Here is a 26,599-nt window from a genome sequence, read left to right on the forward strand (position 1 = left end):
CATCCGCACGCATTGGCGGGACCTTTTCCATTCGCTGATGCCTCACCGCGTGCGCGAGGTGCTGCTGGTCTCGTCGGCTTACGACGCCTTCCTGCTGGAGGAAGACGGCCCCCTCACCCGCCGGCTTTTTGCCAGCTTTTCCGAGCTGGAGCTGTCCTGGGCACCGCGCATCACCCACGCTTCCACGGCGGAGCAGGCGCTTTCCCTGCTGGAGCGGCGGCCGTTCCAGATGGTCATCATCGCCAGCTCGCTGGTGAAGACCGACGCGGCGGAGCTCGGCCGCTCCATCCGGGAACGCCATGAAGAGCTGCCTCTGGTGCTGCTCGCCTTCGACGAAGAACAGCTCACCGCGTTCCCTGGCAACACTCCGCCGAGCTGCTTCGACGAAGTGTTCCTGTGGAACGGGGACGCCGCCATCCTGATCGGTATCGTGAAGCTGGTAGAGGACCGGTTGAACGTCGAGCACGACGTGGAAACCGGTGACGTCCAGGTCATCATGGTGGTCGAAGACAGCGTCCGCACCTACTCCAACTTCCTCACGCTGCTGTACCCGGAGCTCCTGCGGCAATCTCGCTCGCTGGTCGCCGAAGGCGTGAACGAATGGCACCGTCTGCTGCGCATCCACGCCAGGCCGAAGATCCGTCTGGCAACCAGCTTCGACGAAGCGATGGCCATCTGCGATCGCTGGCACGACAACCTCATGGGCGTGATCAGCGACGTCTCCTTTCCACGAGCCGGCCGCGTAGAGCACGCTGCCGGCATCGAGCTCACCAAGCTCTTGCGCAGCCGCGAGGATCCACCACCGGTGCTGCTGCAATCGTCGGATGCGTCCATCGCCGAGCAGGCGTCCATCCTCGGCGTCTGGTTTGCTGACAAGAACGCGCCGGATTTCATGCATACGGTGCGGCGCTTCTTGCAGGAGCAGCTGGGTTTCGGGGATTTCACCTTCCTGGCACCGGACGGTACGCCCTTGGCCAAGGCCAAGAGCGTGCAGGAGATGGTGGAAGCGCTCGAGCACGTCCCGCTGGACGCGATCCTGGACCACGCTCAGAAGCACGACTTCTCTCGTTGGCTCAAGGCGCGCTCCATGTTTCAGATCGCGCGCCACACCCGGGGGGTGAGCATCACGGACTTCCGCACGCCCGAGCGCATCCGCTCCTACCTGCAGGACGTGCTGAGAGAAGCCTCGGACCACGACCAGGCCGGCGTGGTGACGGACCTGGAGGCCGGGACGCGCATCGCCAGCAATCGTTTCATCCGGCTGGGCTCCGGGTCCATCGGCGGCAAGGCGCGCAGCATCGGCTTCGTCAGCGCTCTGCTCGTGAATCGACAGCTGCTCCATCACTTTCCCAATCTGGAAATCCGCATCCCGAAGACCGTCGCCATCGGTGTCAGCGAGTTCGATCGCTTCATGGCGCGCGTGGACCTGAAGTCTTTGGAGGGGCTCGACGATCCCGCCGTTCGCCGACAGCTGATGAAAGTGCCGCTCTCCGAAGAGCTCGTGTCCGAGCTCCGCGAAGCCTGCAGCACCCTGACCGGGCCGTTGGCCGTGCGTTCCTCGAGCCTGCGGGAGGACGCACGCTTTCAACCCTTCGCCGGCGTGTACGCGACCTACATGCTGCCCAACAACCACCCCGACCCCGACGTGCGGCTGGCAGAAGTGTGCCGCGCCATCCGCGCGGTGTACGCCTCCATGTTCGCGCGCGAGGCCCGGACCTACACCGCGGGCCATCCCCACAGCGCCGAAGAAGAAAAGATGGCGGTCGTGGTGCAGCAGCTCGTGGGCCAGCAGTTCGGGGATCGCTTCTACCCACACGTTTCCGGTGTCGCGCAATCCTTCAACTACTATCCCATCGGCCCGCAGCGCTCGGACGAAGGCTTGTGCGTGATCGCCCTCGGACTCGGGCAGATGGTCGTGGGCGGCGGCCTCGGGCTCCGCTTCAGCCCGGCCCACCCCGGCGTGCTGCCGCAGTTCTCGCGTCCAGAACAGGTGCTGCGCACGACCCAGCGCAAGTTCTATGCGCTCGACTTGAGCTCACCCCTGGTCGACCTCACCGCGGACCCGTCGGGCCTCTTGCGACTGTACGATCTCGAAGCTGCCGAGAAGGATGGCACCCTCGCCCTCGCCGGCAGTGTGTACTGTGCCGAGGACGACGCCATTCGCGAAAACCTCACTTTGGCGGGACCGCGATTGATCACGTTCAACAACGTGCTGCGCTGGCGTGCGATCCCCTTGGCGGAGGCCATCGTGGAGCTGCTTGCCGCCGTGGGGCAGGCCATGGGCTCGGAGGTGGAGATCGAGTTCGCGGTGGATATGGGCGACTTCGGCCGACAGGCGCCGGAGGGCCGAACGCCGAAGGTGCCACGCCTGTACGTGCTGCAAGCACGGCCCATGGCTGGGCTCGACAACGGCCGCCTCGAGGTCGACTTCGATCGCTACGATCCGAACGAAATCATCGTGCGTACCGAGCAAGCCTTGGGCAACGGCCGCATCGACGACATCCGCGACATCGTCTACGTCAAGCGCACTGACTTGAGTAGCGTGGAAACTCGACGCGCGGCTCAGGATCTGCGTGAGATGGATCACTACCTGGGAAGCCACAATCGACGCTACTTGTTGATCGGCCCCGGCCGTTTTGGCTCGTCCGATCCGTCGCTCGGCATCCCGGTGGACTGGCTACACATCGCCCACTCCCGCGTGATCGTCGAGGTTCCGCTCCGGGGGGAGCTGCTCGACTCGAGCCAGGGGACCCACTTCTTCCACAACGTGACGTCAGCACGGCTCGGTTACCTCACCGCCACTCCGCAAGCGAACGCGCGAGTCGATCGGGACTTTCTCGATCGCCTGCCCGTGGTTCGTGAAACGGAGCTGGTGCGCCACGTCGAGCTCGAGCACCCACTCCGGGTGCGCTTGGACGGACGCCGGGGACGCGCCTTGGTACTGAAGCCCCGCCCGCCCTCGGACTCGATTCCCGCGTCCCTCGCCGGCCGAGCGATGTGAAACCCGAGGTTGGCAGCCAGCAACCGCTGGTTGGCAGCCGGCCGGGCGATCTACCCGGACAAACGTGATGGTGCGCATCTTGCTCGGTAGCCGGCGATGCGACTTTCGAGTGTGGGTTTCGTCGTCTTGGCACTGACGCAGCTTGCGGCGTGCAGCGGGAGCGACGAGGGTGCGGTCGCTGGCAGCACGGGCGGCAGCGGCGGAGCCGCGAGCGGCGGCAGCGGTGGATCGGGCGGCGGCGGGAGCGGTGGGGGTAGTGGGGGCGCCCCGGAACCCAAGATGTGCGAAGGCGTCGAGCTCGACACCAGCGCGCTGTCCTTCGATGGCACCGACGATGCCGTGAGCATGGGTCCTGCGTCCGCTTTGGGCCTCGCCAAGTTCACGGTCGAGGCTTGGGTTCGGCGCGACGGGCCGGGCGAAACTGCCGGCACCGGCGTCGGTGGTCTGTCGTTGGTTCCCATTGCCGGCAAGGGCCGCGGAGAGAAAGACGGCAGCAATCTCGACTGCAACTACGCCTTCGGCTTCTGGGGCGACGTCCTGGGCGCGGATTTCGAGGACATGGCGAGTGGCGCCAATCATCCCGTCAAAGGCAAGACCAAGGTCACTTGGGGCGTGTGGCATCACGTGGCCGCCACCTTCGATGGCCAGACGTTCTCCCTGTATCTGGATGGACAGTTGGACGGCACCACGGCCACGACGGCGACCCCGCGCCACGACAGCATTCAGCACTTCGGTATCGGCACGGCGTTCAACTCGACCGGCGTCGCCGCCGGGCATCTCCATGGCGCCGTGGGCGAGCTCAGAGTCTGGGACCACGCGCGAACGGAGGCGGAGCTCGCCGACGGAATGTACGACACGTCTGTTTCCGGCAGTGGCTTGGTCGGGCGCTGGGCGCTCGACTCCGACGCAGCGGACAGCGTTGGGTCGGCGACGGGGAGCATCGACGGCGCGACGTTCGTCACCCCGGGCGCGCCGCTCGGCAAGGGCGCGCCCCCCGAGCTGGACAACCCATCCCCAGCGGACGGCGCGACCGTTACCAGTGCCGGCGCCAAGCTCTCCGTGGACATCAGCGATCCGGACGGCGACGACATGTCGGTGGCGTTCCACCTGCGCGAGCTGTCCACCATGGACGACTTCAGCATCGTGGTGCTGCCGGACACGCAGTACTACACGGTGGAGGGCAAGGGCCGGGAGCACTTCTTCTACGACCAGACCAAGTGGATCATGGACAACTACGCCGGCTACGACATCGCCGGCGTGATCCACAACGGGGACATCGTGGACAAGGGCGACCTCACCTATCAGTGGACCATCGCCGACAAGGCCATGAAGGAGCTGGAGGGTGCCGTGGCGGGTTTACCCGACGGCCTGCCCTACGGCGTAGGGGTGGGCAATCACGACGAGGTGCCCAACGGCACGGCGGACGGCACCGCGAACTTCAACAAGTACTTCGGCGTCTCGCGCTTCGAAGGACGCTCCTACTACGGCGGCCACTACGGCAGTGACAACGACGAGAGCTGGTACACGTTCTCGGCCGGCGGCCTCGACTTCGTCGTCGTGAACCTGCAGTACAACACCGACCCGAGCCCCGCGGTGCTGAGCTGGGCTCGCAGCATCTTCGAACAGCACCCGGAGAGCTTCGGTATCCTGAACTCCCACTACATCGTGGGAAGTACCGGCAACTTCGGCGCCCAAGGCAAGGCCATCTACGAAGCCCTGAAGGACGTCGACAACCTGCAGCTGATGACCTGCGGACACGTGAGCGCGGAGGCGCGCCGCACGGACACCTACAAGGGGAACGTGATCCACTCCATGCTGGCGGACTACCAGGGGCGTACCAACGGCGGGAACGGCTGGATGAGGATCTGGGAGCTGGCGCCGGCCAGCAACGAGCTGACGGTGCGCACTTATTCACCCACCCTCGACAAGTTCGAGACCGACGACGACAGCGAGTTCACGCTACCCATAGACCTGCGCGGTGCGGGGGGCCCGTTCCAGGTGGTCGGGGAGGTGGCCCACGCGGCGGTGTCCGCCAACGTGGTGCTCGCGGACGTGAAGCCCGGGCGCACCTACGAATGGTACGCGACGGTCACGGACTGCGTGCACAGCGTCTCGACGCCCGTCAGCCGATTCACGACGGAGTGAAGATCGCGAGGCTCCGCTCGATGAGCCACAGGGCCGAGAGGCCGCCCATCGCGTAGCAGGCCAACGCGCGGAGTCGCGGCAGCTTGCGCGGCGTCAGCGCCATCACGGCGAAGTAGACGCCGACCAGCGTCAGCTGGCCGAGCTCGACGCCCACGTTGAACCCGAACAAAGCGCCCGCTCGCATGCCCGCCGGCAGCCCCAGCTCGAAGAGCGCGCTCGCGAAGCCCAGGCCGTGAACCAGACCGAAGCCCAGTGCCACCAACCAGGGCGCGCGATGGGTCAGGGTGGGAGCGTCGACCAGAGCTTCGCGGGCCACCAGCAACACGCTGGCGGCAATGGTCGCCTCCACCGGCGCGCTCGGGACGTGGATGACGCCTAGCACCGCGAGGGCCAAGCTGAGGGAATGCGCCAAGGTGAAGGCCGTCACCGTGAAGACGACCCGGCGCAGTGTGCGCACCACCAAGAGCAGGCCCAAGAGGAACGCGACGTGATCGAGCGCGTAGATATGCAAGACCCCCAGGCCGATCCAGGCGAGCACACCACGAGGGCGCGCGGAGGCCGGATCCACCGAGGGGTTGCTGCTGCCCACGAGCCACTCGCTGCGGGTGCCGTCCAGGCGAGTGACCTCCACGGCCACGCGCATCGTGGGAGAGTGCAGTCCCTCGAAGCGCAACGCGCCGGCAAGGTCATGGCTGCAGGTGAGCGTGGCGTCGACGAGCTCACAGCCCTCCGGGTAGCGAACCCGAACGTTCGAGTCCTCGCCTCGGCTGTCGAGGGGCGGCGTCCACGCCACGTCGAACACACCGGGCGCCGATTCCACCAGCGCGAGCACCCCCGGGCGAAAGTCGTGGGCGTGGGCAGGCAGCGCGAAGAGCCACGCCGCGAGCAGGAGCAGCAGAAACCTCATGGCTGCTTCCGGATGCGATACCGCTGCCGAAGAGCGGACACCTCGCGCGCCAGCGCCTCGTCCTTTTGCGCTCGCTGGTAGTCGTCCAGCACCTGCTGGCGAACGTCGGCGAGGGTGGGGGCCGTGGCCGCGGTCCAGCGCTCCACGCGCACCAGGTGCAGCCCGAAGCGTGACTCCCGGAGGGACCAGCTTCCGCTTTGCTGCTCGCGCAGGCCGCGCACGAACTCGTCGCCAAAGGCCGCGCGCAGGCTCTCGATGCTGCGACGGCGATAGTGGCGCCCCCCGCTGAAGCGGTCCCCAAGGCCCCCCGGGTCTGCACCTTCTCGCAGCTGGTTCAGGAGCGCGTCCGCGCGTTTCCGCGCCGTCTCGTCATTCCCTGAAATGAAGACTTGGATGAAGTCCACCTGCGCGGCCTTCGCCCATTTGTCGCGATGCTCCGCGAACCACTGCCGAAGCTCCGCTTCGGAGGGCTTCGGGAGCACCGCCTTCTTCGAAAGCACGAAGCCCATCTTGTCGGCAATGCGGGCGCGCACGCGCGGATCGTCCTGACCGAGGCCACGCTTCTTGCCCTCGCGATACAGGACCTCCTCGTCGATCCAGCGCGACACCAGCGCCGCCTTGCGTTCTTCGCTCGGTGGGTGACCGTTGGCCCGCGTGTAGGCATCGAAGAGCTCGTTCTCGAGCTCCGAGCTGACGACGATGGTCTCGTCCTTGGGGCCCGGGTGCAGCAGGTGCTCGGCGCCGAAGAGCACCACTCCGAGCAACAAGAAGTGCACTAGGGGCTCGCGCAGCAGAGCCTTCACGGTCCCGCGTCCGGCTCGGTGCCGGCGTCCGGAACCGGGCAATCCTTGCCGGTGTAGCCGGGCTCGCCCTCCGGAATGCGACACGGATGCACCCGCACGCGGCGCACCCGCGGGCTGTAGATGACCTTGCGCTTCTCTTCCTTCTCGTGGCCATCCGCAAAGCGGATCACGCGACCCACGATCACGCTCCAGCCGATCTGCCCGCTCTCTTTGACCTTCTCTTCGTCCGGCGGCACGTCCTCGTCGGGAATGAGCTCCACCGGTGGCTTCTTGGTGTCGAACTGCGCCGAACGAGTGAGGCGGACCTTCCGCCCTCCGTTGTCGCCGTACACCTTCACGGTGATGCTGGTGCCGGAGTAGCTGGTCTTGATCAGCATGCCCGCTTCGGTGTCGTTCTTGAAGATGATGTCGGGCTTGGGCCAAGACAGCGTCGCCTCGTGGCCCATCGGATAGCGGGAGAAGTAGTAGCTGTGGGGCTGGCGTTCGAGGATGTCGTAGCCACCGCGCAAGAGCGCGTTGAAGAACGTGGTGGCGAACTGACTCACGCCTCCGCCCAGGGAATCCACCATCTCGCCTTCTTCGATGGTGGGCGCGGCGACGAAGCCGTTCTTCTTCGTGCGCGGGCCCACCGCCGCGTTCAAGCTCACGATTTCCCCCGGACGAACGATGTAGCCGTCCAGGATGTCCGCGATGCGATGGATGTTGTCCACGCGCGGCTGGCAGCACGGGTGAAACGTCGTGAACTGGCTCACGAGGCCCTTGATGCGCAGCGCCAGGGCGTCCTCCGTGCTGAGCTTGGGGGGCTCGCCGCGAACCAGCGGCAGCACGCCCACGCGCGCCTTGGAGCTGGCCGCCTCGAGCACGGCATCTGCCACGCGAGTTGCCGACAAGAGGGTGCCGGGACGGCTCGGAACCACGCTGACCTTGTCGCCATCGATGGCGAAAGATGCGTCCTCGGGCGGGCGCTCACTCTCCTTGCGATAACTCGCGAGCAACCCGTCGATGGTCTTCGCGTCGAAGGTGAGCTCCAGCTGGTGACCGTCGTCGCTGATCGCGCTCACGAGCGCACGGCCGAGATCTGCACGGTGAAACGAGATCTTCGCGTCACCCTCCAGGCTCACCAGCGTGACGTCCCCGGAGAGCAGCTCGGAAGCACGGCGCGCGGCGGCCTTGACCGCACCGTCCGCCGTCGAGGGCGCGGCTTCTTCCAGAGGCAGCTCCACGGCGGTACGGGTCAGGCGCTTGGCCTGAGCCAGTACCAGCTCCGCGCCCTGGTCGCGGCTCACCCGGTGGCCCGAGCGCGGCAGCTCGGCCTGCACCCGGCTTCCGTCGAAGCGTACGCGACCGGCAAAGGGCAGGTCGTCCACCGCACGCGCCTCCACGCCGGCAATGGCGTCCGTCAGCGCCGCGTCGCTCACGTTGGCGCTGAGCTCCAGACGATTCGCCTTCACCCAGCCGGCGAGCCACCAGCCGAGCTGCGACGGGAGCGACGTGTTTCGCCCGACGGCGAAGGCCCGCTCCACGGTGGCGTCCACGTCCACGGCGAAGCCAAAGGACTTGGGACTGATCTCGTACAGCTTGCCGCGTACCTTGACCGGAACCGGCAGGGAACCGAGGCGCGCACCGAGCTCGCGCACTCGCTCTTTCGCTTGGTTCTTCGTCAATCCGGAAAGCGCCAGATCCCCGACCCACACGCCGCGCAAGATCTCGTTTTCTGACAGCGCACGATCCAAAGCGAAAGCGACGACTACCAACAGCAAAGGCGCGAGGGCCAGCAGCAGCCACCGCCGCCGGCGGCGTGCAGTTTGCATCGGCGAGCCGCCGCTTTGGGGGCTCGCGTGGCTGCTGGGGATTTCCGGGTCCATGACGCTCGGCAGCGTGTCTTAACCCGGCGCGCCTCGGGCACAAGCGTCATCGTGCGGGGAAAAAAGCCGCGAAGTTCCGGCGGGCCGTGCTAAGAATTTCCAGGTGTGGGTTCGTAGATCCGCCATCCGTCCGGTCCCCCCTTATGCGCGCGTCCCGATGCACGCCCTCGACGCCGTGCGCGAGAGCTTGGCAGAGGACGACGACGAAGCGCGAGAGCAACTGGACGACGCCTTCGAGCGCTTCGAGCGTACGCAGCCGGCGCTGGCCGCCCACGTGGCGGAGACCCTGGGCAAGCCGCTGGACGAGACGGCGCTGGCCCTCGGCTATTTCCTGGCTCTGGCCGTGTGGCTGGCGTTCGAGCAAATGCACGGCGAGCACATGGAAGAAATCCAGGAACAGGAGCTGTCCGCCACGGACGAGCTCCTGACGCTGGACGAAGAGCTCCGCCGGGCGGACCCCGCCGAGGCGCTGGACAGCGACGACGTGATCGCGATGGAGCAGCCCTACCTGCTCGAGTTCGTGCACGAGCACGTGGACGCCACGCTCGAAGCCCACGCCGAAGAAGTGGACGTGGACGACGTCCACGTCGTGTACCGCACGGTCTTGATCGAGATCCTGGCGCTCTCCTACGCCGTGCAGCGCCCCAGCGGCTACCCGGTCGCCAAGACCGAGCTCTTGGCGTAGTCCCGCCGCCCGCTCCGGGCTTGGTTCCGCGGCGGAACAACAACAGGCGCGAGCAGCGCAATTTTCCACCCGCTCTGGCATCGGTCGCTCATGATGGAGATTTGCCGTAAGCTCCGCGCGCTTTCGCCGGAGGCTTGCTCATGAAATCGCTCACCACTCTTTCCACGATCTCCACCCTCACGCTGCTCGGCGTGCTGGCCGCCTGCGGCGGCTCCACCGACATCGACTTCCAAGGCTATGACGGCGGCACGACCGGCGGCAGCTCCGGCTTTGGCGGCAGCATTGGGGGAACCGGCGGAGGAATCACGGACGGGGGCTCCAGCGGCGTCGGAGCGAGTGGCGGAAGCGGCGGCTCCACCGGCGGCGCGGGCGGCTCTACCGGCGGCGCGGGCGGCTCCACCGGTGGCGCGGGGGGCGCCGGCGGCACGGGCGTGGTGTGCGGCGGCGTCGCGTGTCCGCCACCCAACGTCCCCATCGGGCAGGTCGACTCCTGCTGCGTCAACGACAAGTGCGGCATCTCCAGCAGCTTGATCGGCGGCCAGTGCATCGAGCTCGGCCAAGACGGCAAGCTGGATCCGACCTGTCCGCAGCAAACGATCCAAGGCTTCACCCTCGACGGCTGCTGCAAGCCCAGCGGAATGTGCGGCGTGCTCGACACCTTCATCGGCCTCGGCTGCGTGGATCCGAGCCAGTTCGGCGGTCCTCCGTCTCAGCCCTGCGGCGGCGGCGGAACTGGCGGCACCGGGGGCACCGGGGGCACTGGCGGCACCGGGGGCATGGCGGGAAGCGGCGGAACGGCGGGGAATGCCGGCACCACCTGCGGCATCACCAATCCGGACGTGTGCAACACCGGCGAGAAGTGCTGCGTGCTCGACCCCGGTCTCGACTACTGCGCCGCCACCAACACACCCTGCGCGTGCACCAGCCCGAACTGCGACACGCTGCCGGTGACCTGCGACGGCCCCGAGGATTGCCCCGGACAGATTTGCTGCGGCACCTTCAGCTTCCAGCAGAACCGCTACACGTCGGTGAAGTGCGAGAACAGCTGCGGCGGCCCCAACAAGCGCGAGATCTGTCACCCCGGACAGATCTGCATGAATCCGAACCAGACCTGCTCGCAGTCACCGGGACTGCCGTCCAATCTCAATCGCTGCAACTGACGGCGGTCAGGACGATTCGCGCGCGCGCTGCGCCTCGGCGAGGCGCTCGTGAATGATCGCGCGCAGCGCCTGCAAGTCGTAGCGTGCCGGACGGATGTCCTCCGTCTGGTGCGCCACTTCGCGCATGATGGCGTCAGCGTGCTCGCGAGGCTTCTCGGGGACCTTGAGGGCGTCCCCCAGCTTGGCCAACGCTGCCGTCTCGGTGTCGCTGACTTCGCCGTCCAGCCAGGTCATCCAAGAGGCCACGGCATAGACGAAGAGCCGATCCTCCTTGGAGAGGCCTCGCCGCTCGATCTCGCCGATGTCCACCGGGTTCTTGGTGGCCTCCTCGATCTCGGCGATTTCGTCGAGCTCGAGCCCGGCCTCGATGGCGGTCTTGACGATGGCGTCGGCCTCATCCGCGTCCAAGTTCCCATCGGCCCAGCCGATGGCCGCCAGCGCGATGAACACGTCCCGACCCAGCCGCTGCTCTTCCGTCATGTTTTCGGCTTCTACCACAGCTATGAGGCGTGGAGAATTGACGCCAAACGCGACGAAATCACATAACATCCTCTCAAAATGCCAATGCTTTCCCGTCGAACCGTTCGTGGTGCTTTGGGGGCGGTCACCGCAATGATGCTCGCGGCAAGTGTGGCGAGCGCGGCCGGCGCCGACGATCGCGCGAAGAAGCTCAGCCGTCAGGCGATGGAAGAGGACTACCTCGCCACCAACATGGACGCGGCGCTCGCGAAGCTGCAGAAGGCGATCAAGACCTGCGGCAAGGACAAGTGCCAATCCGCCACGCTGGCCGAGCTGTACGGAAGCCTCGGCACCGTGTACGCGGCCGGTCTCGCCAAACCGAGCGACGCCGTCGACGCGTTCAAGAAGATGTTGGAAGCCGATCCGAGCGCCAAGCCCGACAGCGCCTATCTCACGGGCGACGTGCAAAAGGCGTTCGACGAAGCCAAGGCGGCGACGCAGCCCGCGACGCCCACCGGACCCCAGGCGCCTCCGGTGGAAGTCTTGGAAGAGAAGCCCTGGGCAGAGCAGGCGACCTACCACTCCATCCCGGTATACGTGGAACCGCCGGAGGGCACCGAGCCTGCCAGCGTCACGGTGCGCTATCGCATGCCCGGCTCCGAGGACTGGCGGGAAGTGAAGCTCTCCAAGATGGGCGACGGCTTCGGCGGCTACATCCCCTGCACCGCTACCGAGAAGCCGGGAAAGCTCGCCTACTTCGTCACCGCCTTCGACGTGAACCTGGATCGCATCGCCAGCGCCGGCTCCGCCGCCGAGCCTCGCGTGGTGGAGATCAAGGCGTCCATCAGCGGCCGCCAGCCTTCCCTGCCGGGCAAGGTGCCGCCCTCGGCATGTCCCCGACCCCAGGAACGCCTATCCTGCGAGACGAACGACGACTGCCCGGGGTCCCAGGAGTGCGTGAACCTCTCCTGCGTGGACTCTGCGACGGTGAGCCACCCGGAAAAGGAGGCCGAGGCCAAGCGCAAGCGCAACTGGTTCTCACTCTCCTTCTCCCCGGACCTGACGGTGGTGTCGTCCACCAGTGACGCCTGCAGCGCGGAGGCTCAGAAGGACGGCAAGCTGTCGTGCTTCTTCGCCGGCGGCGTGCCCTACACCGGAACACCGGTTCCCAGCGGCACCTCCAACAGCCTGAACGGCGGCATGGGCGTTGGCACCATGCGAGTCATGGCCGGCTACGACCGCGTGCTGGGCACTCGCATGACTCTGGGCACGCGCGTCGGGTTCGCGTTCTTGGGTCGACCGGAGAAAGACGGCAAGACGTTCCTGCCCATCCACGCCGAGGCACGCTTCGCCTTCTACTTCAACAAGGATCCGTTCAAGGAAAAAGGCGTGCGGCCCTACATCTTCGCCAACGGCGGCGTGGGCGAGGCCAATGCCCGGGTCAGCACCACCGTCGTGGACGACGATGGCTCCGGAGACGACAAGCAGTACAAGCTGGACGTGTACCAGAAGGCGGGGCCCGCCTTCGGCGGTGCCGGCGTCGGACTGCAGTACGCGGTCTCTCCAGAGGCAGCGATGGTGGTGGAAGTCGCGGGACGGGCGATGTTCCCCGCTTTCGCTCCGGTCGTTGCGCCCACTCTCGGATTTGCATACGGGATCTAAGCTCTCCACACATGGAACTCATCGCAGACTCGACCCTCCCCTTCCCGCTCGAGCGGGTGTTCTCCGTCTATCGCGATCAGCTCGTCGATCTGGTCGAGTTCTTGCCGAACGTGCGCCGAATCGAGATCAAGGAGCACGAGGAGAACGGAGACATCGTACGCTACGTCAACGAGTGGCACGGCGGCGGGGAGATCCCCTCGGCCGCGCGCGTGGTGCTCAGCGAGTCCATGCTCTCCTGGATGGACTACGCGACCTGGAACGCCAAGGATCACACCTGCGAGTGGCGCATCCAGACCCACTCCTTCAAGGAAGCCGTGTCCTGCGCCGGCAAGAACCGCTTCGTCGAGGTCGAGGGCGGCACCCGTCTCGAGATCCGCGGCGAAATCTTGATCGACGCCACCAAGATCAAGGGCGTCCCACGCCTGTTGAGCAAGAGCGTGAGCAAGACCGTGGAAGACTTTTTGGTGAAGAAGATCACGCCCAATCTGCTCAGCGTGAGCCAGGGCCTCGAGCGCTACCTGGAAAAACACCCATGACGGTGGAGGTGCTGTATTTCGCCGCGGTCCGCGATCTCGTGGGCAAGGGCGAAGAGCGCCTCACGCTTCCGGAAGGCATGCGCACCCTCTCGGATCTGGTGGCACACATCCAGAGCGTGCATCCGGAGCTCCTCGGACGACTCACGGGAGTGCGCTTCGCCATCGACGAAGAGTTCGCGAACCTGGACGCGGCGCTTCACCCGGACGCCGTGGTGGCCGTGATTCCGCCGGTCGCGGGCGGCTGATTCCGCTATGCTCCGCGCGGCGTGACGCGCGGCTATCGAATCGGAGCGGACGAGAACGGCCTGGGCGCTCGGCTCGGCCCCATGATCGTCACTGCAGTGCTCGCGGAGGTGAGCGACACCGGGACGCGCACGCTGACGCACAAGCTCCGCGGCCGCATCGCGGAAGATCTGGACGACTCCAAGCGGCTGGTGGCCCACGGCAACGTGGCCCTCGGTGAAGCTTGGGCGCGAGCCGTTGGGGGGCTGGATGCCGAATCGCCGCGGGACCTCCTTTCGCGCATCAGCCTCGAGGGAGAAGCTGCCCTGCGAGCTCCCTGCCCCAAGCACGTGGAGCAGCAGTGCTGGTCGGTGGAGGGCGAGCGCTTCGTGGCAGACGCCGACTTGCTCGCCCGCACACGAGGTCACGTCGCCACCCTGGAAAAGCGCGGCGTGCGACTGCTCGGGGTACGCACCAGCGTGCTCTGCACCCAGCGCCTGAACGACGAGCGGGAGCGGGGCCACAATCGCTTCGTCGCCGATCTGCACGCGATGGAGCGCCTGATCCTCGCCCTGCGGGAGCAGGCGGGAAGTGACGTCTCGGCGGTGTGCGGCAAGGTCGGCGGCATCGCCGACTACTCACGCTTCTTCGGACCGCTCTCCAACAGGCTCCACGCGGTGCTCGAACAGAAGCGCGAGAAGAGCGCGTATCGCTTTCCGGGCCTGGGCGAGGTCTGCTTCCTGCGCGACGCGGACGCCAGCGATCCGCTGGTCATGCTCGCGTCCCTGGTGGGCAAGTGGGTGCGGGAGCTTCTCATGGACCGCATCGTGCGCTTCTACGATCCCGAGGCCGCGCCCAGCGGCTACAACGATCCCGTGACGGCGCGCTTCGTCGACGCCACGAAGCTCTCGCGCAAGCGCCGCAAGGTCCCCATCGGCTGCTTCGAGCGCGCGCGCGACGGCGATGGCTGAAGATCGCATCCTGGAAGGGCCCCTCGCGCGCACCGTGGCGCGCTTCGGAACGCCGTTGGCCTTGGGCATGGGACTGCAAACCACCTTCAACCTGGTGGACGCCTATCTCATCGCGCGCCTGGGACCCGAGGTGGCCGGACCGGCGCTGGGCGCCATCGGTATCTGCGATCAGCTCGCCGCCCTGGGTACCATCGTGAGCTACGGCCTGTCCGTCGCCACCGCGGCGATCATGAGCCGGCGTTGGGGTCAAGGCGACGAAGCCGGCGCGCGCAAGGTGGCGTGGCAGTCGTTGCTCCTGGTGCTCGGCCTCTCGGCGCTGTTCGGAATCGTGGGCGGCTTTGGTGCCCACGTGCTGATGGCGGACGTGGTGGGCGCCAAGGGCGAGGTGGCCGAGCTCGGCACGCGCTACCTACGGGTGATGGTGGGCGGCAGCTTCACCATCTTCCTGCTCCTGCATCTGACCACGATTCAACGCGCCCTCGGCAGCAGCAAGACTCCGGTGAGCATGTTGATCACCGCCAACGCCGTGAACCTCGTGCTCGCGGTGCTCCTGGTCTACGGCCCCGGGGAAGCGCCACCGGTGTTCGCCTGGGCGCCGCCCGTCGCTCGTGCCCTCGGGTTGCCGCGCATGGAGCTGATGGGCGCCGCGTGGGCCACCATCATCGCCCGGCTGATCGTGCTCGTGCCGCTGGTGGTCATCATCGTGCGGCGCTTCGGGCTCTTTCTCGGAGACTCTCGCGCTCGTCCGGAGAAGAAGACGCTGGCGTCCATTTGGCGTATCGGTTGGCCGTCGAGCGCGCAGCTGGTGGTGCGCATCACGGCCATGCTGTTCGTACATTCGCTGGTGGCCCGCGCCTTCACCACGCCGGAAGATCAGTCTGCCACCACGGCCCTCGGCATCGTGTTCCGTCTGGAAACCATGGCGCTGTTCATCGGTCTCGGCTGGGGCAGCGCTGCGCAGACCTTCATGGGTCAGAACCTGGGTGCCGACAAGAAACACCGCGCGAAGCTCTCGGGCTGGTACGCCGCCGCCTACAACGCCGCGATGATGGCGCTCCTGGCCGTGGCCTACCGCGTGTACGGCCACGAGATCATCGCCTTCTTCGACGCCGCGCCGGCCACCGTCGCCGACGGCCAGAGCTACATGCAGTGGGTGGGCCCCTCCTACGTGGGCCTCGGTCTCGGCATCGTGCTCGGCTCCGCGATCCAGGGCGCCGGCGCCACGCGGCAGACGCTGCTCCTCGACTCCCTGGTGGTGTTCGTGTTCCAGATCCCCGTCAGCCTGTTGGTCGTCGGCGTGCTCGACTTGGGCATCGAACGGCTGTGGCAAGTGGTGGCCGTCACCTACTTCGCCTTTGCCATCACCTACGTCGTGGCCTACCGCCGCGGCTCGTTCCTGGGCACCGTCATCCCCTGACCGCGCGCCGAGGCAGACCGACCAGAGCCTCCCGTCTTCTTTTGTTGGTGCGGCGCGATGCCCGTCAGTACGCGATCCAGTCGAGGACGCGCCCTGCGATCAGTGCGGCCGCGGCCTCGCGTTCGCCCACCACGCGGGCGGCAGGGCCCGGGCGCAGGGCGCGGATGCGCGCCAAGGCCTGATCCAAGGTGAGCTGCTCGCGAGCGAGCTCCGGCACCAGCCTGAGGGAGCTCGGCGCGGTGCCGATCTCGTCGCGGTCCTGGGTTTCCGCGTGGCGCGCACCGGGAGCAATGTGCGTATCTCCAGCCGGGAGCAGCGAGCGCGGTTTGCCGCGGGACGCGACGATGGCGCCGGCCATCATCGGGCTCGCGAGATCCAGGTCCAGCGGGAACTCGACGTGCCCGGGCGCGGTGCCGCGATACAGCGTGACGTTGCCGCGCGGCCACCCGCAGATGGCGGCGACGCGATCGCGGCCCTGATCGCGAATGGCCCGGAACACGTGAACGCCCTCCACGTAGCCGAGGCCGATCAGCGTGTCGCCCAGGCGTCCGCCGGTGCGAGCGATGACGCCCAGGGCGTCGTCGACTTGCTCGCGGGTCAGGGCGCCACGACGCACCAGGTACTCTCCGAGCAGCTCCGCCTTGTCCGAAGACGCCACGTGAGCGAGGCGCCCTTCTGCCAGGTAGATCTCCTTGCGCTGCACCGAGCCCGTGCGGTCCCGTCGCTCGACGAACAGCACGCCGGATTCCCGTCGGTTTCGCATGCGAGCCAGGATCTCCAGCATGCTCGTCTCGCGCAGCAGCGCCTGGAAATCGGGGATGCCGGGCTCGAACAGCTGCCCGGTGGTGGCCGTGGTGCTCGGCAACAGGTGACGCGCGAGATCTTCGATCTCGCGGATACGGCGGAAGTCCGCCCCCATCAACGAGACCTGATCGTCCGCCGTCAGATCACCGGTGGCGATCATCTCCAGGAGCTTGGCGAAGGGCAGGTCGTCCAGGCGCCGGCCGTCGGCGCGGACTACTCGGCTCAGCGTCTCGTTCGCCGGCTTGGGCGCGGGCAGCGTGGCCAAGCTGGGCGTGGAGCTCTTGATGCGCACCGCGCGCATGCGCTCGACGGAATCTCTGATCTTGGTGTGGAGCTTCTCCGCCAAGCGCTTGCCGTCGCGCGCTCCGCTCACCCACTCGCATAGCTCTTGCCGCAAGGTCTCGGCGTCCGGCTGCTCGAACGGCGCGAGCGCGGCGCTCAGCTCTTCTGCAGTGGAGTAGCGCGCGTCGGGATCGCGAGACAGCGCGCGTTCGCAAACCTCGAACAGCCCCGGCGGCAAGCTGCCGGCCCGACGCCGGAGAGGTTCGATGTTCAAGTCTCGGATGGCGAGCAACACGGCGAGCTGTCCGCTGCCCGGAAAGATCCGCTCGCCGATCAGGAGCTCGCCGAGGATCACCGCCAGCGCGAAGAGATCCGCCCGATGATCGAAGGGCTCGCCTGCGATCTGCTCCGGCGAGAGGTAGGCGAACTTGCCCTTCAGGCCCGCCTGGTGCGACGGCGCGCGCGCGTGCTCGCTCACACGGGCGATGCCAAAGTCGCCGAGCTTCACGTCGCCGCTGGTGGACAGGTACACGTTCGAGGGCGTCACGTCCCGATGCACGATGCCGAGCAGCTGACCACCGGCGCTCGTGGCCGTGTGGACCGCCGAGAGCGCCGCGGCGACGCGGCGCACGATGTAGACCGCGAGGCCGGGGGACAGGCGCGACTGCTCCGCCTCCGCGTGGCGGATCAGACGAAAGAGGTCGACCCCTTCCACGTACTCCATGGCCAGGAACGGCTCGTTGCCGACCATTCCGGCGCCGTACACCGCCACCACGTTCTCGTGATGGACTGCGCGGTGGAGCTCGGCTTCGCGCTCCAGGAGCCCGAAGTCCTCTTCGTGCTCGCGGGCCGTGGGCAGCAGACGTTTGACCACCAGCTCCGCTGCGGGATGGTTGCCGATCTTGGGATGCGCGAGAAACACCTCCGCGCTCCCGCCGACGGCGAGGCGCCGAACGAGCAGGAACGGACCAAACGGCCCTTCGGGTCCTGTCGAGCCTCGGGACACGACGGGACATTATGCCGGCAGCAGTGGGCAACGGGCCAGCGCCGTACGGAATTGCCAATCGAGGCGTATTTGTCCCGGTTTTCTCGCAGGAGCGGCTGGCCGAATCCCGGGTCGTGATTTATGACCCAAGGCCGACATGCGTCTCGCCGCCCGGAACCTGCCTCTATTCTTTGCCGTCGTCGTGTGCGCGGCGCTGCTGGCCGGAGGCTCCTGCAAGAGGAGCGGCGCGCCGGCCGCCGCTCCTCCGAAGTCCCCCTCCCTCCGGGTGTACGTGCTCTCCAGCGTGGCCGGCGCCCTCGAGCCCTGCGGCTGCGTGAAGGACATGCTCGGCGGCATCGACCACGCTGCAGCCCTGGTCGCCAAGACCCAAAGCGCCGCGCCCGCGCACTTGGTGGTGTCCGCCGGGCCATTGCTGTTCATGGATCCCAGCATCCCGGAAGATCAGCGCACCCAAGACCTGTGGAAAGCGAAAGCCATCGCCCAGTCCGTCGCCGACATGGGCCTCGACGCCTGGACTCCCGGCGCGAACGACTGGGCGCTGGGCGCGGACCAGCTCGAGACGCTCGACAAGGAAACCAAGGCCGCGCTGTTGGCGGCCAACCTCTCCGGCAAGACGGCGGACGCCCAGCCCACGCGCGTGGTGGAATCCGGCGGCTTCAAGGTCGGCATCGCTGGCGTGAGCGTGCCCAAGGCTGCCGGCGTGGAGCCCGACGGCGTGAAGAGCAGCGATCCCGTCGCGGCGCTCGAGCGCGCCAAGAAGTCCCTCGACGAGCAGGGCGCGCAGATCCGCATCGCGCTCCTTTCCGTACCCCGCGGCGAAGCACTGCGCCTGGCGGAGAAGGTGAGCGGCTATCAGCTGCTGGTCGTCGGAAAGCCGTTCGACCGCGGACACGGGAACGACGGCCCCACGCCACCGGTGCTGGTGGGCGACACGCTGGTGGTACAGCCGCCCAACCATCTGCAGGCCGTCGCGGTGGTGGATCTGTTCGTACGGGACCAGAGCTTCGACTTCAAGGACGGCTCGGGCCTCGAGAACTCCGAACGGCGGCAGAGCCTCGAGGGCCGCATCGAAGAGCTCACTCGTCGCATCGCGGAGTGGGAGAAGCAGGGCAACGTCAAGGCGGCGGATCTGAAGGCCCGCAAGGCCGATCTGGAGCGCATGAAGAGCGAGCTAATGAAGATCGCCGCGCCCAAGGTGCCCGAAAAGGGCAGCTTCTTCCGCTACTCCCTCGAGAACGTGCGGGAGAAGGCGGGGGAGGATCCCGCGGTCAAGAAGCGGATGGATGCCTATTACCGCCAGGTGAACGAGCACAACAAGGAGGCCTTCAAGGACCGCCTGCCGGAGCCCGTGGCCAAGGACCTGAGCGGCTACGTGGGCGTGGAGGTCTGTAGCTCGTGCCACACCAAGGAGCGCGCGTTTTGGAACAAGACGCGACACGCCGGCGCCTACGCCACCTTGGTGAAGCAGTACAAGGAGTACAACCTGGAGTGCGTCGACTGTCACGTGACGGGCTATGACAAACCCGGAGGCTCCACCGTGACCCACACGGACAAGCTCCAGAACGTGCAGTGCGAGGTGTGCCACGGGCCGGGCTCGAGGCACGTGGACGATCCCAAGAACCCCGAGCTCATCCGCGCGGCGCCGGACAAGAGCCTGTGCGCCGGGACCTGTCATCATCCGCCCCACGTGATGTCGGACTGGAGCGTGGACGAAGCGTGGAAGCACATCATCGGCCCCGGACACGGGAAGTAGAGGGGAACGCATGCAGACGGACGTGGTGAAGACGGGGCAGTCCGTGTTGAACGCCAAGCTGTTCGACATCGGCAACACGCCCATCAGCCTGATGACCCTGGCGACCATGATCCTGGTCGTCTTCGCTGCCTATCTGCTGTCGCGGATCCTCCAAGCCACGGCCAAGCGCGCGCTCAAGCGCCGTGGCCTGTCGGTGGACAGCGGAGGCCTCGGCGTCGTCGGCCGCCTGATGCACTACGCCATCATGCTGGTGGGCGTGGGCGTGGCGCTGCAAACCGGGGGCATCGCGCTGGGAGCACTGTTCGCCGCGGGCGCCGTGTTCGCCGTGGGTTTCGGCTTCGCGATGCAGAACATCGCGCAGAATTTCGTTTCCGGCGTGATCTTGCTGGTGGAGCGCACCATCAAACCCGGAGACATCATCGAGGTGAACGACACCATGGTGCGCGTGGAATCCATGGGTATCCGCGCCACCCTGGCGCGGACGTTGGACGAAGAAGATCTGATCGTCCCGAACTCCGCGCTGGTGCAGGGCACCGTCAAGAACTTCTCCCTGCGGGACGCCGTGTACCGCCTGCGCGTGCCGGTGGGAGTGACCTACTCCTCGGACATGGCCCAGGTGCGCCGCGTGCTGGAAGGCGTGGGCGAGAGCTTCGCGCGCCGGGACGCGACCTTCGCGCCGCAGGTCATGTTGACGGACTTCGGCGCCAGCAGCGTGGATTGGGAGATCTCGGTGTGGATCAAGGACCCGTGGACGCGCCGGCAGGTGGCCGGGCAGCTGCGCGAGGCCGTGTGGAACGCGCTCAAGAAGGAAGACATCGTCATCGCCTTCCCGCAGATGGACGTGCACCTCGATCCGCCCGTGATGGCTTCCCTCAGCCAGCTCGCCGGGCAGCGCGCGCTCTCGTCCTGACGGGGCGCGACGGGGCTCGCGCCGCCCCAACAAAAAGAAGACTCCCCAGAATGTTGTCGGTCCGCCGCGAGCCCGTCGCGGTCAGGGGCTCGGCGCGAACGGCAGGATCGTCTTCAGATCCTCGTCGTTGAACTTGAGCTGCAAGCCGAGGAAGTAGTCGCGCCGCGTGGGGCTCAAGATGTCGTCCACGCCCGCCAGGAGCCACAGGCGGGAAACGAACTCGTAGCCGAGGGACACGCGCCAGCGCGGCAGCACGACCTCACCAAAGCCGAACAGGTCTTGCCGGAGCTCGAAGCGATCGTCGAACAAGAGCGTGTCGAGGCCGACGCCGCCGGTGGACTCCTTGATACCGAAGCGCCCCACGAACGGCCCCATGCGCTGGGCAAACTGCAGCGAGAAGCGGAACGCGTTGGTGGTGACGGTGCGCACCTCGCGGTAGTGCGGCGGATCGTTCGGGTTGGTGGTGTCGACGTCGATCTGCTCGAAGCGCGTGAGGCCGCGCGGGTCGTTGACGATCTCGATGCTGTAGTACTTGTCCTCCCGTGGCTGGAGCCGGAGCTCCACGTAGCTCTTCACGGTGCTGGACAGGAACTGGTAGTCGGTGCGCAGAGCCACGATGGTCTGCAGCCGCGAGATGCCGCCGACGAAGTCGCCGACGTTCTCCGCCACCCCTTCCACCTCGTTGATGAGCTTGTCGTCCTTGGTCAGGCGGCCCAGGGTGCCTTCCCCGCGCTCGATGCGGCCGCTCACCTTGTCGATGTTGGAAAGCGCGCTCTCCAGGCTGCTACTGGCGCGATTGACCTTGTCGATGACCTGCCGAACCTCACCGGCGTCCGCTTCGCCCTTCTCGCCCTTGGCCAGGAGCTGGCGCACCTCTTTGGTGGTGACGCGGACGTTCTCCAGAATGCGATCGATCTGCGGCTCGCCCTTGGCAGTGATGGTCTCGACGTTGGTGAGGATGTTCTTGATGGACTGGCGGTTCTCACGAACCGTCTTGTTCAAGGCGTCCGTCACGTCCGCCAGGTTCTGAAGCGTGTCCTTGAGGTTCTCCTCGCCCTTCTTGGTGCCGATGGACCCGGCCAAGCTGTCCGCGACCTTCTTCACCTGCTTGGCGATGTCGGACACGTCCTTCAGGATCTCGTCCGTGGTGGCCGCTTCCACCACGGTCTGGATGCGATCTCCGTCTTCCAGCTGTGGCTTGCCCTCCGTGCCCGGCGCCAGGCTGAGGAAGTACTCGCCAAGCAAGCTGGAGGCGACCTTGGAGACGGCGGCGTCCTCGTACAGCGGAACGTCCGGACGGACGCGAATGTCGACGCGCGCCTTGCCGTCTTGCAGGCGGATGCTCTCCACCTGGCCCACGGGGATGCCGGCGATCTTGACCTGAGAGTTCTTGGCTACACCGGTGGCGTCCTTCATCAACGCGTACACGACGTAGCCGTCCCGACCCGCGGCCTTCTTGGCCACGAATTGGTAGATCAGGATGGCGGCAACCGTGGTGACGACCGCGAAAACCCCGACCTTCGCTGCAGTCGAGAATCGGTTCATCTAGGGAAGGACCCGTCTGAGCGTACCAAGCGCGGCTCGGCGGGTCGACTTGCCGACGAATTTCGATGGGATAGGCCAAATATCGGGGTGTTGACGGGGCCCTCACAGAGCGCGAATGCTGGGCTCATGACGGCCAGGTGGCTGCTGCTCGGAGCCTTGGGACTCGTGGGCTGTGGGGAAGACGAGCCGCTGCTGGTGGGCGGGCCGGTCTCGGACCTGGAGGTGGTGGCGCGCTCCGATGGTCGCGTCGACTTCCGCGAGCACGGTGCTGCTTCGGTGCTGGAAGGCGGCTGGGCGGAGGTCTTGGTGGAAGTGAACGGCAACGCCGAGACCATCGACACCCGCGGCTGCGGCGGCTGGGAACCGGAGCCCGAACCCCCGAGCGCGGCGGCGTACTTCGCGGAGGCCACCGGGGCGCGACTCAGTTGCGAGCGCTCCGGCGTGCTCCTCACTTGGCGCGTGTGGCGAGATGCCCCGCACGAGATCGTGGTCGCAAAGCTCGGGGTCGAGAACCAGACCGGGAGCGAGGTTCGGGTGCTGCGGCTCACGCCACTGGTGGCGGCGGGAGAAGGCGCCGGGCTTCGGCTCGGTGATCCGGCGCGCCTTCGGATCTTGGACAACGGCTCCGACGTCGCCGGAGACGTGGACGTGAAGCTCCACTACGCCGACGAGAAGCGCAACGCGATCGTCGGTGCGCTGTTGCCCATCGAATCCCGAGGCGCGGTGGTCAGCAACTGGAGCCACGCCATCGACCAGCTCGACGACTCCAGGGCTTGGGTAGCCGGCAGCCTCGGGGTGGAGCGGTCCATTCCGACGCTGGGCACGGTGCTCTCGGAAGACGGAAACCTCGAGCTCTACGCCGACAACGCCTTGGATTTCGACGGCAAGCGCCTCGCCGCCGGCGCCAGCGTGGACTCCGAAGCGATGTACTTCGCGCCGCTCACGACCAACGCCCAAGCGGGGCTCGAGAGCTACGCCGACGCCATGGCCGCCTGGCTCGACTTCACGCCCTGGACGAAGCGCGACGGCGGCCGCCGGGTACCGAACGGTTGGAACAGCTGGGGCGGCGGCTCGGGCACCGGCGGCCTGGGCACGGACATCAACGAGACCAACATGGGCGAGAACCTGGAGGTGATGGCGCGCGAGCTCGCCCCCTTCGGCATCGACTACTTCCAGCTGGACGACGGCTACCAGCTGGCCGATGGCGACTGGTTTCCTCGACCGGACCGCTTCCCGGCGGGCATGGAGGCCTGGTCCAAGAAGGTGAAGGACAAGGGTCTGATCCCTGGGCTCTGGATCAGCGCCTTCACGGTGGACGACGGCTCCACACTGGCGAAAGAGCACCCGGAGCTGCTCGCGGATCCGAACGACAACGTGCTCGGCGGCCTGTTCGATCCGGGCGGCGGCAAGCATGCCCTGGACCTGTCCAACGACGCCGCCCTGGATTGGTTGGCGGACACCATGAGCCGCTACAAGGACGACTGGGGCATGGGCTGGATCAAGCTGGATTTCGCCTATCTCGCCTTCGCCTACCGGCCCCGCCACGCGCCCGAGCTCACCAGCGTGGAGGTGTACAAGCGCGCGATTCGGAAGTTCCGCGAGGTCTTGGGGGACGACGTGTTCTACCTGGGCATTGCGCTCATGGGCGTGAACTACGGCGTGGTCGATTCCATGCGCGTGACGCTGGACACGGAGCCCCGCTGGGAGGAGCCCGACCCGTTCATCCTGCTGGGGTCCGGCGGCAACTTCAAATCCTCCGTGAAGAGCGCCGCGCGGCGCTACTGGCTCCACGACCGCGTGTGGGAAAACCACGACGACCTGCTCTTCTTCCGTACCGACGAAAGCCAGCCCGAGCCGCAAGTGACCGAGGAAGAAGCCATCACCCTGGCATCGTTCATCGGCCTCAGCGGCTCGATCGTGAAGTTCGGCGAAGACCTTCGCACGCTCACTCCGGAGCAGATCCAGATCTGGCGCAAGCTGCTGCCGGTGTACGGCCCCTCCGCGCGGCCCCTGGATCTGTTCACGCGGATGTATCCCGAGCGCTGGGTGCTGGACGTGAACGGCACGCAAGCCGGGTCCGACGCGCGTTGGAAGGTGCTCGGTCTGTTCAACTGGGGAAGGAACTGGGACTACACAGCGAACGTCGTGCCGGAAGAGATGGACGACGCGACGCGGAGCTACACCGTGGAGCTGTCGGACCTGGGGCTGTCTCCGGCCCGGGACTACTTGGCCAGCGAGTTCTGGTCCGAGAGCTTCCTGGGCGTGGTGCGCGGCAGCCTCACCACGAGCGTGCCGGCTCACGGCCACCAAGTGATCGCGCTGCGGGAGAGCAGCGGGCACCCGCAATTTCTGGGGCACAACCGGCAGCTCACCCAGGGCGGCACGGACCTCGGCGAGGAAAGCTGGGACGCTGCGAGCAGGACCCTGACGTTGTCGTTCGACCTGGACCAAGGCTCGGCGGACGCCGTGCCCTTCGAGTACCGCTTCCGGGTGTACGTTCCGGAGGGCTACGCCTTCGCGAGCGCGAGCGCGGGGCAGGCGACGCAGAACGGACAGGTGGTGACCGTCGCGCTGACGCCAAAGAGCCCGGGACGCCTGGACCTAGAGCTGGTCTTCGACGATGGCACTTAGCTCGTCGTAGCCGTAGCCGCCCACGAACGCGTCGGGGCCGATCAGGAACGTCGGCACGCCGAAGCCCGGTATCGAGAGCGACGCGATCTCGCGCTTGTCCCGGGCCACGTCCTTCGCGTGCACGCCCAACTCCAGCGCGCGGCTCATGCGGCGCTCGTCCACGCCGAAAGCGCTCGCGTAGCGGATGAGGCTCGGGCCATCCAGGGCGTCCTGGTGTGCAAACAGGACGTCGTGATAGCGCCAGAAGGTTTCGTCTCCCTTCTGTGCCCGCACCTCCAGCGCCGCCTCGGCGGCGAGCTGAGCGTTCAGGTGACTCTTCAGCGGGAAGTTCCGCCACACCAGGGCGATGCGATCGCCGTAGCGCTGCATGAGGCGATCCACGTCCGGCGCCACGTCGGCGCAGAACGGACACTGGAAGTCGCCCACTTCCTGCACCACCAACTGGGGCTGGCGGCTGCCCTTGAGCGGGAGGTTCGGCGGAATGTCGGCGGTTCTGACGGGCATGCACGCGGCGCCGCCGAGGGCCGACAGCGCAGCCAAGAGCTCCCGTCGATTCATGGCGAGCCCACTATAGCGCCGCTATGCTTCGTCACCATGCGCTGGGCCGTCGCTTGCCTGTTCCTGGTGGCGTGTGCCCCCGCGCCGAAGGTCGTGTCGCGGGCCCCGAAGCCGGCGCCAGCGCCGGTGCCCGCCCTCGAGGAGCCGCCCGTCGCGCACCCCTACGTGTGGGCGGACGCGACCAGCGCGCCGTCCCCGGCGGACGCACCCGACGGGCTGGCCGCAAGGCTCGTGGCGAGCTGCGATGGCGCAGACGCCGCGCTTGCGGCCGCTGCCGCGCGGCTCTCGGATGCCCTCGCCGAAGGTGAAGCGCCACCGGACAGCGCCGAGCTCACCTTCGCCCTGCGCACCGCCGGCGCGCCCCACGTGTGGCCGCGAGTGTGGACGCTCTCCGGCGGACGCATCGACGACGATGACGCGACGTCGCGCGCCGAGCGGTGGCTCGCGGGGTTGCCCAAGAGCGGCAAGCGGCTGTGCGGGGCGGCCGTGTCCCATGGCGCCTCGGGCGACGCCGTCGCGCTGATGACCAGCGACTCCCTCGCGGACCTGGACCCCATCCCGACGCGGGTGCGCCACGGCCAATGGCTCACGGTGCAGGCGCGGCTCACGGTGCCGGCCAGCGCCGCCAAGATCGTGGTGCTCGGTCCGAGCGGCGCGCCGAAGCCGATCCCGACCACGTTTCACGCGGGCGTGGTGCGGGGGAGCTTCAGTCCGGACCAGGCGGGCGGCTGGTTGGTGCAGGTTCTGGCGGATACCGAGCGCGGGCCACGCCCAGTCGCCGAGGCCCTGACGTACGCCGACCAGGCGCCGCCTCGGGGCTTCCATCTCCATCCCGCGCCGGGGGAGGACGCGGGGGCGAGCCTGGAGGACGACGCCGCCGCATTGGTCCGGATGATCAACGCCGCGCGGCAGAGCGAAGGCCTCGCTCCCCTCGCGCGGGACCCGCGGCTGGATGCCGTGGCCGAACGCCAAGCGCGCGCCATGGCCAAGGCGAAGATGTTGGCGCACGACGTCGGCGAGGGCGGCGCCAAGGAGCGCATCGAAGCCGCGGTGACGCCCCGCGCCTTCGGCGAGAACATCGCGCGCGCCACGTCCGTCCCGCGGGCCCACCGCGCCATCTGGGCCAGTCCGTCCCACCGACAGAACCTGCTCACTGCGGACTACGACAGCATCGGCATCGGCGTGGTCCGGGCCCCGGGGACGGTGTGGGCCTGCGAAATCTTCGCGGACTTTCGCTGAGCTGGCGGGCTCGCCCCGTTGTGCTTTCAATGCCGCGG

At 67.3% G+C, this 26,599-nt stretch carries 20 protein-coding genes; 13 read left to right on the top strand and 7 right to left on the bottom strand.

Annotated elements, in window-relative coordinates:
• Window positions 1-37 precede the first annotated feature (37 nt).
• Both H6717_19000 and H6717_19005 read left to right on the top strand, forming a co-directional pair.
• Window positions 38-3,001 carry a hypothetical protein gene (locus H6717_19000; GenBank protein ID MCB9579125.1) on the top strand — a complete coding sequence of 988 codons (2,964 nt, stop codon included), beginning with the start codon at window positions 38-40 and terminating at the stop codon, window positions 2,999-3,001.
• Between the two features lie 96 nt (window positions 3,002-3,097).
• Window positions 3,098-5,146, top strand: a complete 2,049-nt coding sequence (locus tag H6717_19005) for a metallophosphoesterase (protein ID MCB9579126.1) — start codon at window positions 3,098-3,100, stop codon at window positions 5,144-5,146.
• On the opposite strand, the gene H6717_19010 is transcribed toward H6717_19005, so the two are convergent.
• From H6717_19010 to H6717_19020, 3 genes are read right to left on the bottom strand one after another with little or no spacing between them, the layout of a single operon-like run.
• Entirely contained in the window at window positions 5,133-6,053 is a 921-nt protein-coding gene (locus H6717_19010; GenBank protein MCB9579127.1) for a HupE/UreJ family protein, read from the bottom strand. The genes H6717_19005 and H6717_19010 overlap by 14 nt on opposite strands.
• Complete coding sequence (locus H6717_19015) at window positions 6,050-6,856, bottom strand: peptidyl-prolyl cis-trans isomerase (protein ID MCB9579128.1); 807 nt, start codon at window positions 6,854-6,856, stop codon at window positions 6,050-6,052. Before H6717_19015 ends, H6717_19010 begins: the two co-directional genes overlap by 4 nt.
• Complete coding sequence (locus H6717_19020) at window positions 6,853-8,667, bottom strand: VanW family protein (GenBank protein MCB9579129.1); 1,815 nt, start codon at window positions 8,665-8,667, stop codon at window positions 6,853-6,855. Before H6717_19020 ends, H6717_19015 begins: the two co-directional genes overlap by 4 nt.
• Window positions 8,668-8,824: 157 nt before the next feature.
• Between H6717_19020 and H6717_19025 the strand changes: the two genes are divergently transcribed.
• Complete coding sequence (locus H6717_19025) at window positions 8,825-9,406, top strand: hypothetical protein (protein ID MCB9579130.1); 582 nt, start codon at window positions 8,825-8,827, stop codon at window positions 9,404-9,406.
• Between the two features lie 140 nt (window positions 9,407-9,546).
• Window positions 9,547-10,566, top strand: a complete 1,020-nt coding sequence (locus H6717_19030) for a hypothetical protein (protein MCB9579131.1) — start codon at window positions 9,547-9,549, stop codon at window positions 10,564-10,566.
• Window positions 10,567-10,572: 6 nt separating this feature from the next.
• Here the strand turns inward: H6717_19030 and H6717_19035 are convergent, their stop codons facing one another.
• The gene (locus tag H6717_19035) at window positions 10,573-11,046 is read right to left on the bottom strand and encodes a TerB family tellurite resistance protein (GenBank protein MCB9579132.1); all 474 of its coding nucleotides are present in this window, start codon (window positions 11,044-11,046) and stop codon (window positions 10,573-10,575) included.
• Between the two features lie 150 nt (window positions 11,047-11,196).
• Here H6717_19035 and H6717_19040 point away from each other — a divergent pair, with 150 nt between their 5' ends.
• Genes H6717_19040 through H6717_19060 form a run of 5 tightly spaced genes read left to right on the top strand, consistent with a single transcriptional unit; the run spans window position 11,197 to window position 15,833 of the window.
• A complete protein-coding gene (locus tag H6717_19040) occupies window positions 11,197-12,687 on the top strand; it encodes a hypothetical protein (GenBank protein MCB9579133.1) in 1,491 nt (496 codons plus the stop codon).
• Window positions 12,688-12,698: 11 nt separating this feature from the next.
• Window positions 12,699-13,223 (top strand): SRPBCC family protein, encoded by a 525-nt coding sequence (locus H6717_19045; protein MCB9579134.1) that lies wholly within the window; start codon window positions 12,699-12,701, stop codon window positions 13,221-13,223.
• Complete coding sequence (moaD, locus tag H6717_19050) at window positions 13,220-13,468, top strand: molybdopterin converting factor subunit 1 (protein MCB9579135.1); 249 nt, start codon at window positions 13,220-13,222, stop codon at window positions 13,466-13,468. Before H6717_19045 ends, moaD begins: the two co-directional genes overlap by 4 nt.
• 21 nt (window positions 13,469-13,489) lie before the next feature.
• Window positions 13,490-14,416 carry a hypothetical protein gene (locus tag H6717_19055; protein MCB9579136.1) on the top strand — a complete coding sequence of 309 codons (927 nt, stop codon included), beginning with the start codon at window positions 13,490-13,492 and terminating at the stop codon, window positions 14,414-14,416.
• Window positions 14,409-15,833 carry an MATE family efflux transporter gene (locus H6717_19060; GenBank protein ID MCB9579137.1) on the top strand — a complete coding sequence of 475 codons (1,425 nt, stop codon included), beginning with the start codon at window positions 14,409-14,411 and terminating at the stop codon, window positions 15,831-15,833. Before H6717_19055 ends, H6717_19060 begins: the two co-directional genes overlap by 8 nt.
• A 64-nt stretch (window positions 15,834-15,897) precedes the next feature.
• On the opposite strand, the gene H6717_19065 is transcribed toward H6717_19060, so the two are convergent.
• On the bottom strand, window positions 15,898-17,925 hold the full coding sequence (locus H6717_19065; protein MCB9579138.1) for a serine/threonine protein kinase: 2,028 nt from the start codon (window positions 17,923-17,925) through the stop codon (window positions 15,898-15,900).
• Window positions 17,926-18,061: 136 nt separating this feature from the next.
• On the opposite strand from H6717_19065, the gene H6717_19070 reads away from it, so the two are divergent.
• Window positions 18,062-19,678 carry a hypothetical protein gene (locus tag H6717_19070; GenBank protein MCB9579139.1) on the top strand — a complete coding sequence of 539 codons (1,617 nt, stop codon included), beginning with the start codon at window positions 18,062-18,064 and terminating at the stop codon, window positions 19,676-19,678.
• A 10-nt stretch (window positions 19,679-19,688) separates the two neighbouring features.
• Window positions 19,689-20,588, top strand: a complete 900-nt coding sequence (locus H6717_19075) for a mechanosensitive ion channel (GenBank protein MCB9579140.1) — start codon at window positions 19,689-19,691, stop codon at window positions 20,586-20,588.
• 81 nt (window positions 20,589-20,669) lie between these two features.
• Here the strand turns inward: H6717_19075 and H6717_19080 are convergent, their stop codons facing one another.
• Window positions 20,670-22,133: an MCE family protein gene (locus tag H6717_19080; protein ID MCB9579141.1), complete on the bottom strand. Its 1,464-nt coding sequence runs from the start codon at window positions 22,131-22,133 to the stop codon at window positions 20,670-20,672.
• Window positions 22,134-22,259: 126 nt separating this feature from the next.
• Between H6717_19080 and H6717_19085 the strand changes: the two genes are divergently transcribed.
• On the top strand, window positions 22,260-24,764 hold the full coding sequence (locus tag H6717_19085; GenBank protein MCB9579142.1) for an alpha-galactosidase: 2,505 nt from the start codon (window positions 22,260-22,262) through the stop codon (window positions 24,762-24,764).
• On the opposite strand, the gene H6717_19090 is transcribed toward H6717_19085, so the two are convergent.
• Window positions 24,735-25,322 (bottom strand): thioredoxin domain-containing protein, encoded by a 588-nt coding sequence (locus tag H6717_19090; protein MCB9579143.1) that lies wholly within the window; start codon window positions 25,320-25,322, stop codon window positions 24,735-24,737. The two genes, H6717_19085 and H6717_19090, sit on opposite strands and share 30 nt — an antisense overlap.
• Window positions 25,323-25,358: 36 nt before the next feature.
• Here H6717_19090 and H6717_19095 point away from each other — a divergent pair, with 36 nt between their 5' ends.
• On the top strand, window positions 25,359-26,561 hold the full coding sequence (locus tag H6717_19095) for a CAP domain-containing protein (GenBank protein MCB9579144.1): 1,203 nt from the start codon (window positions 25,359-25,361) through the stop codon (window positions 26,559-26,561).
• Window positions 26,562-26,599 lie beyond the last annotated feature (38 nt).

The sequence above is a fragment of the Polyangiaceae bacterium genome (genome assembly GCA_020633235.1).
In the GTDB taxonomy this organism is placed as follows: Bacteria; Myxococcota_A; Polyangia; order Polyangiales; family Polyangiaceae; genus JACKEA01.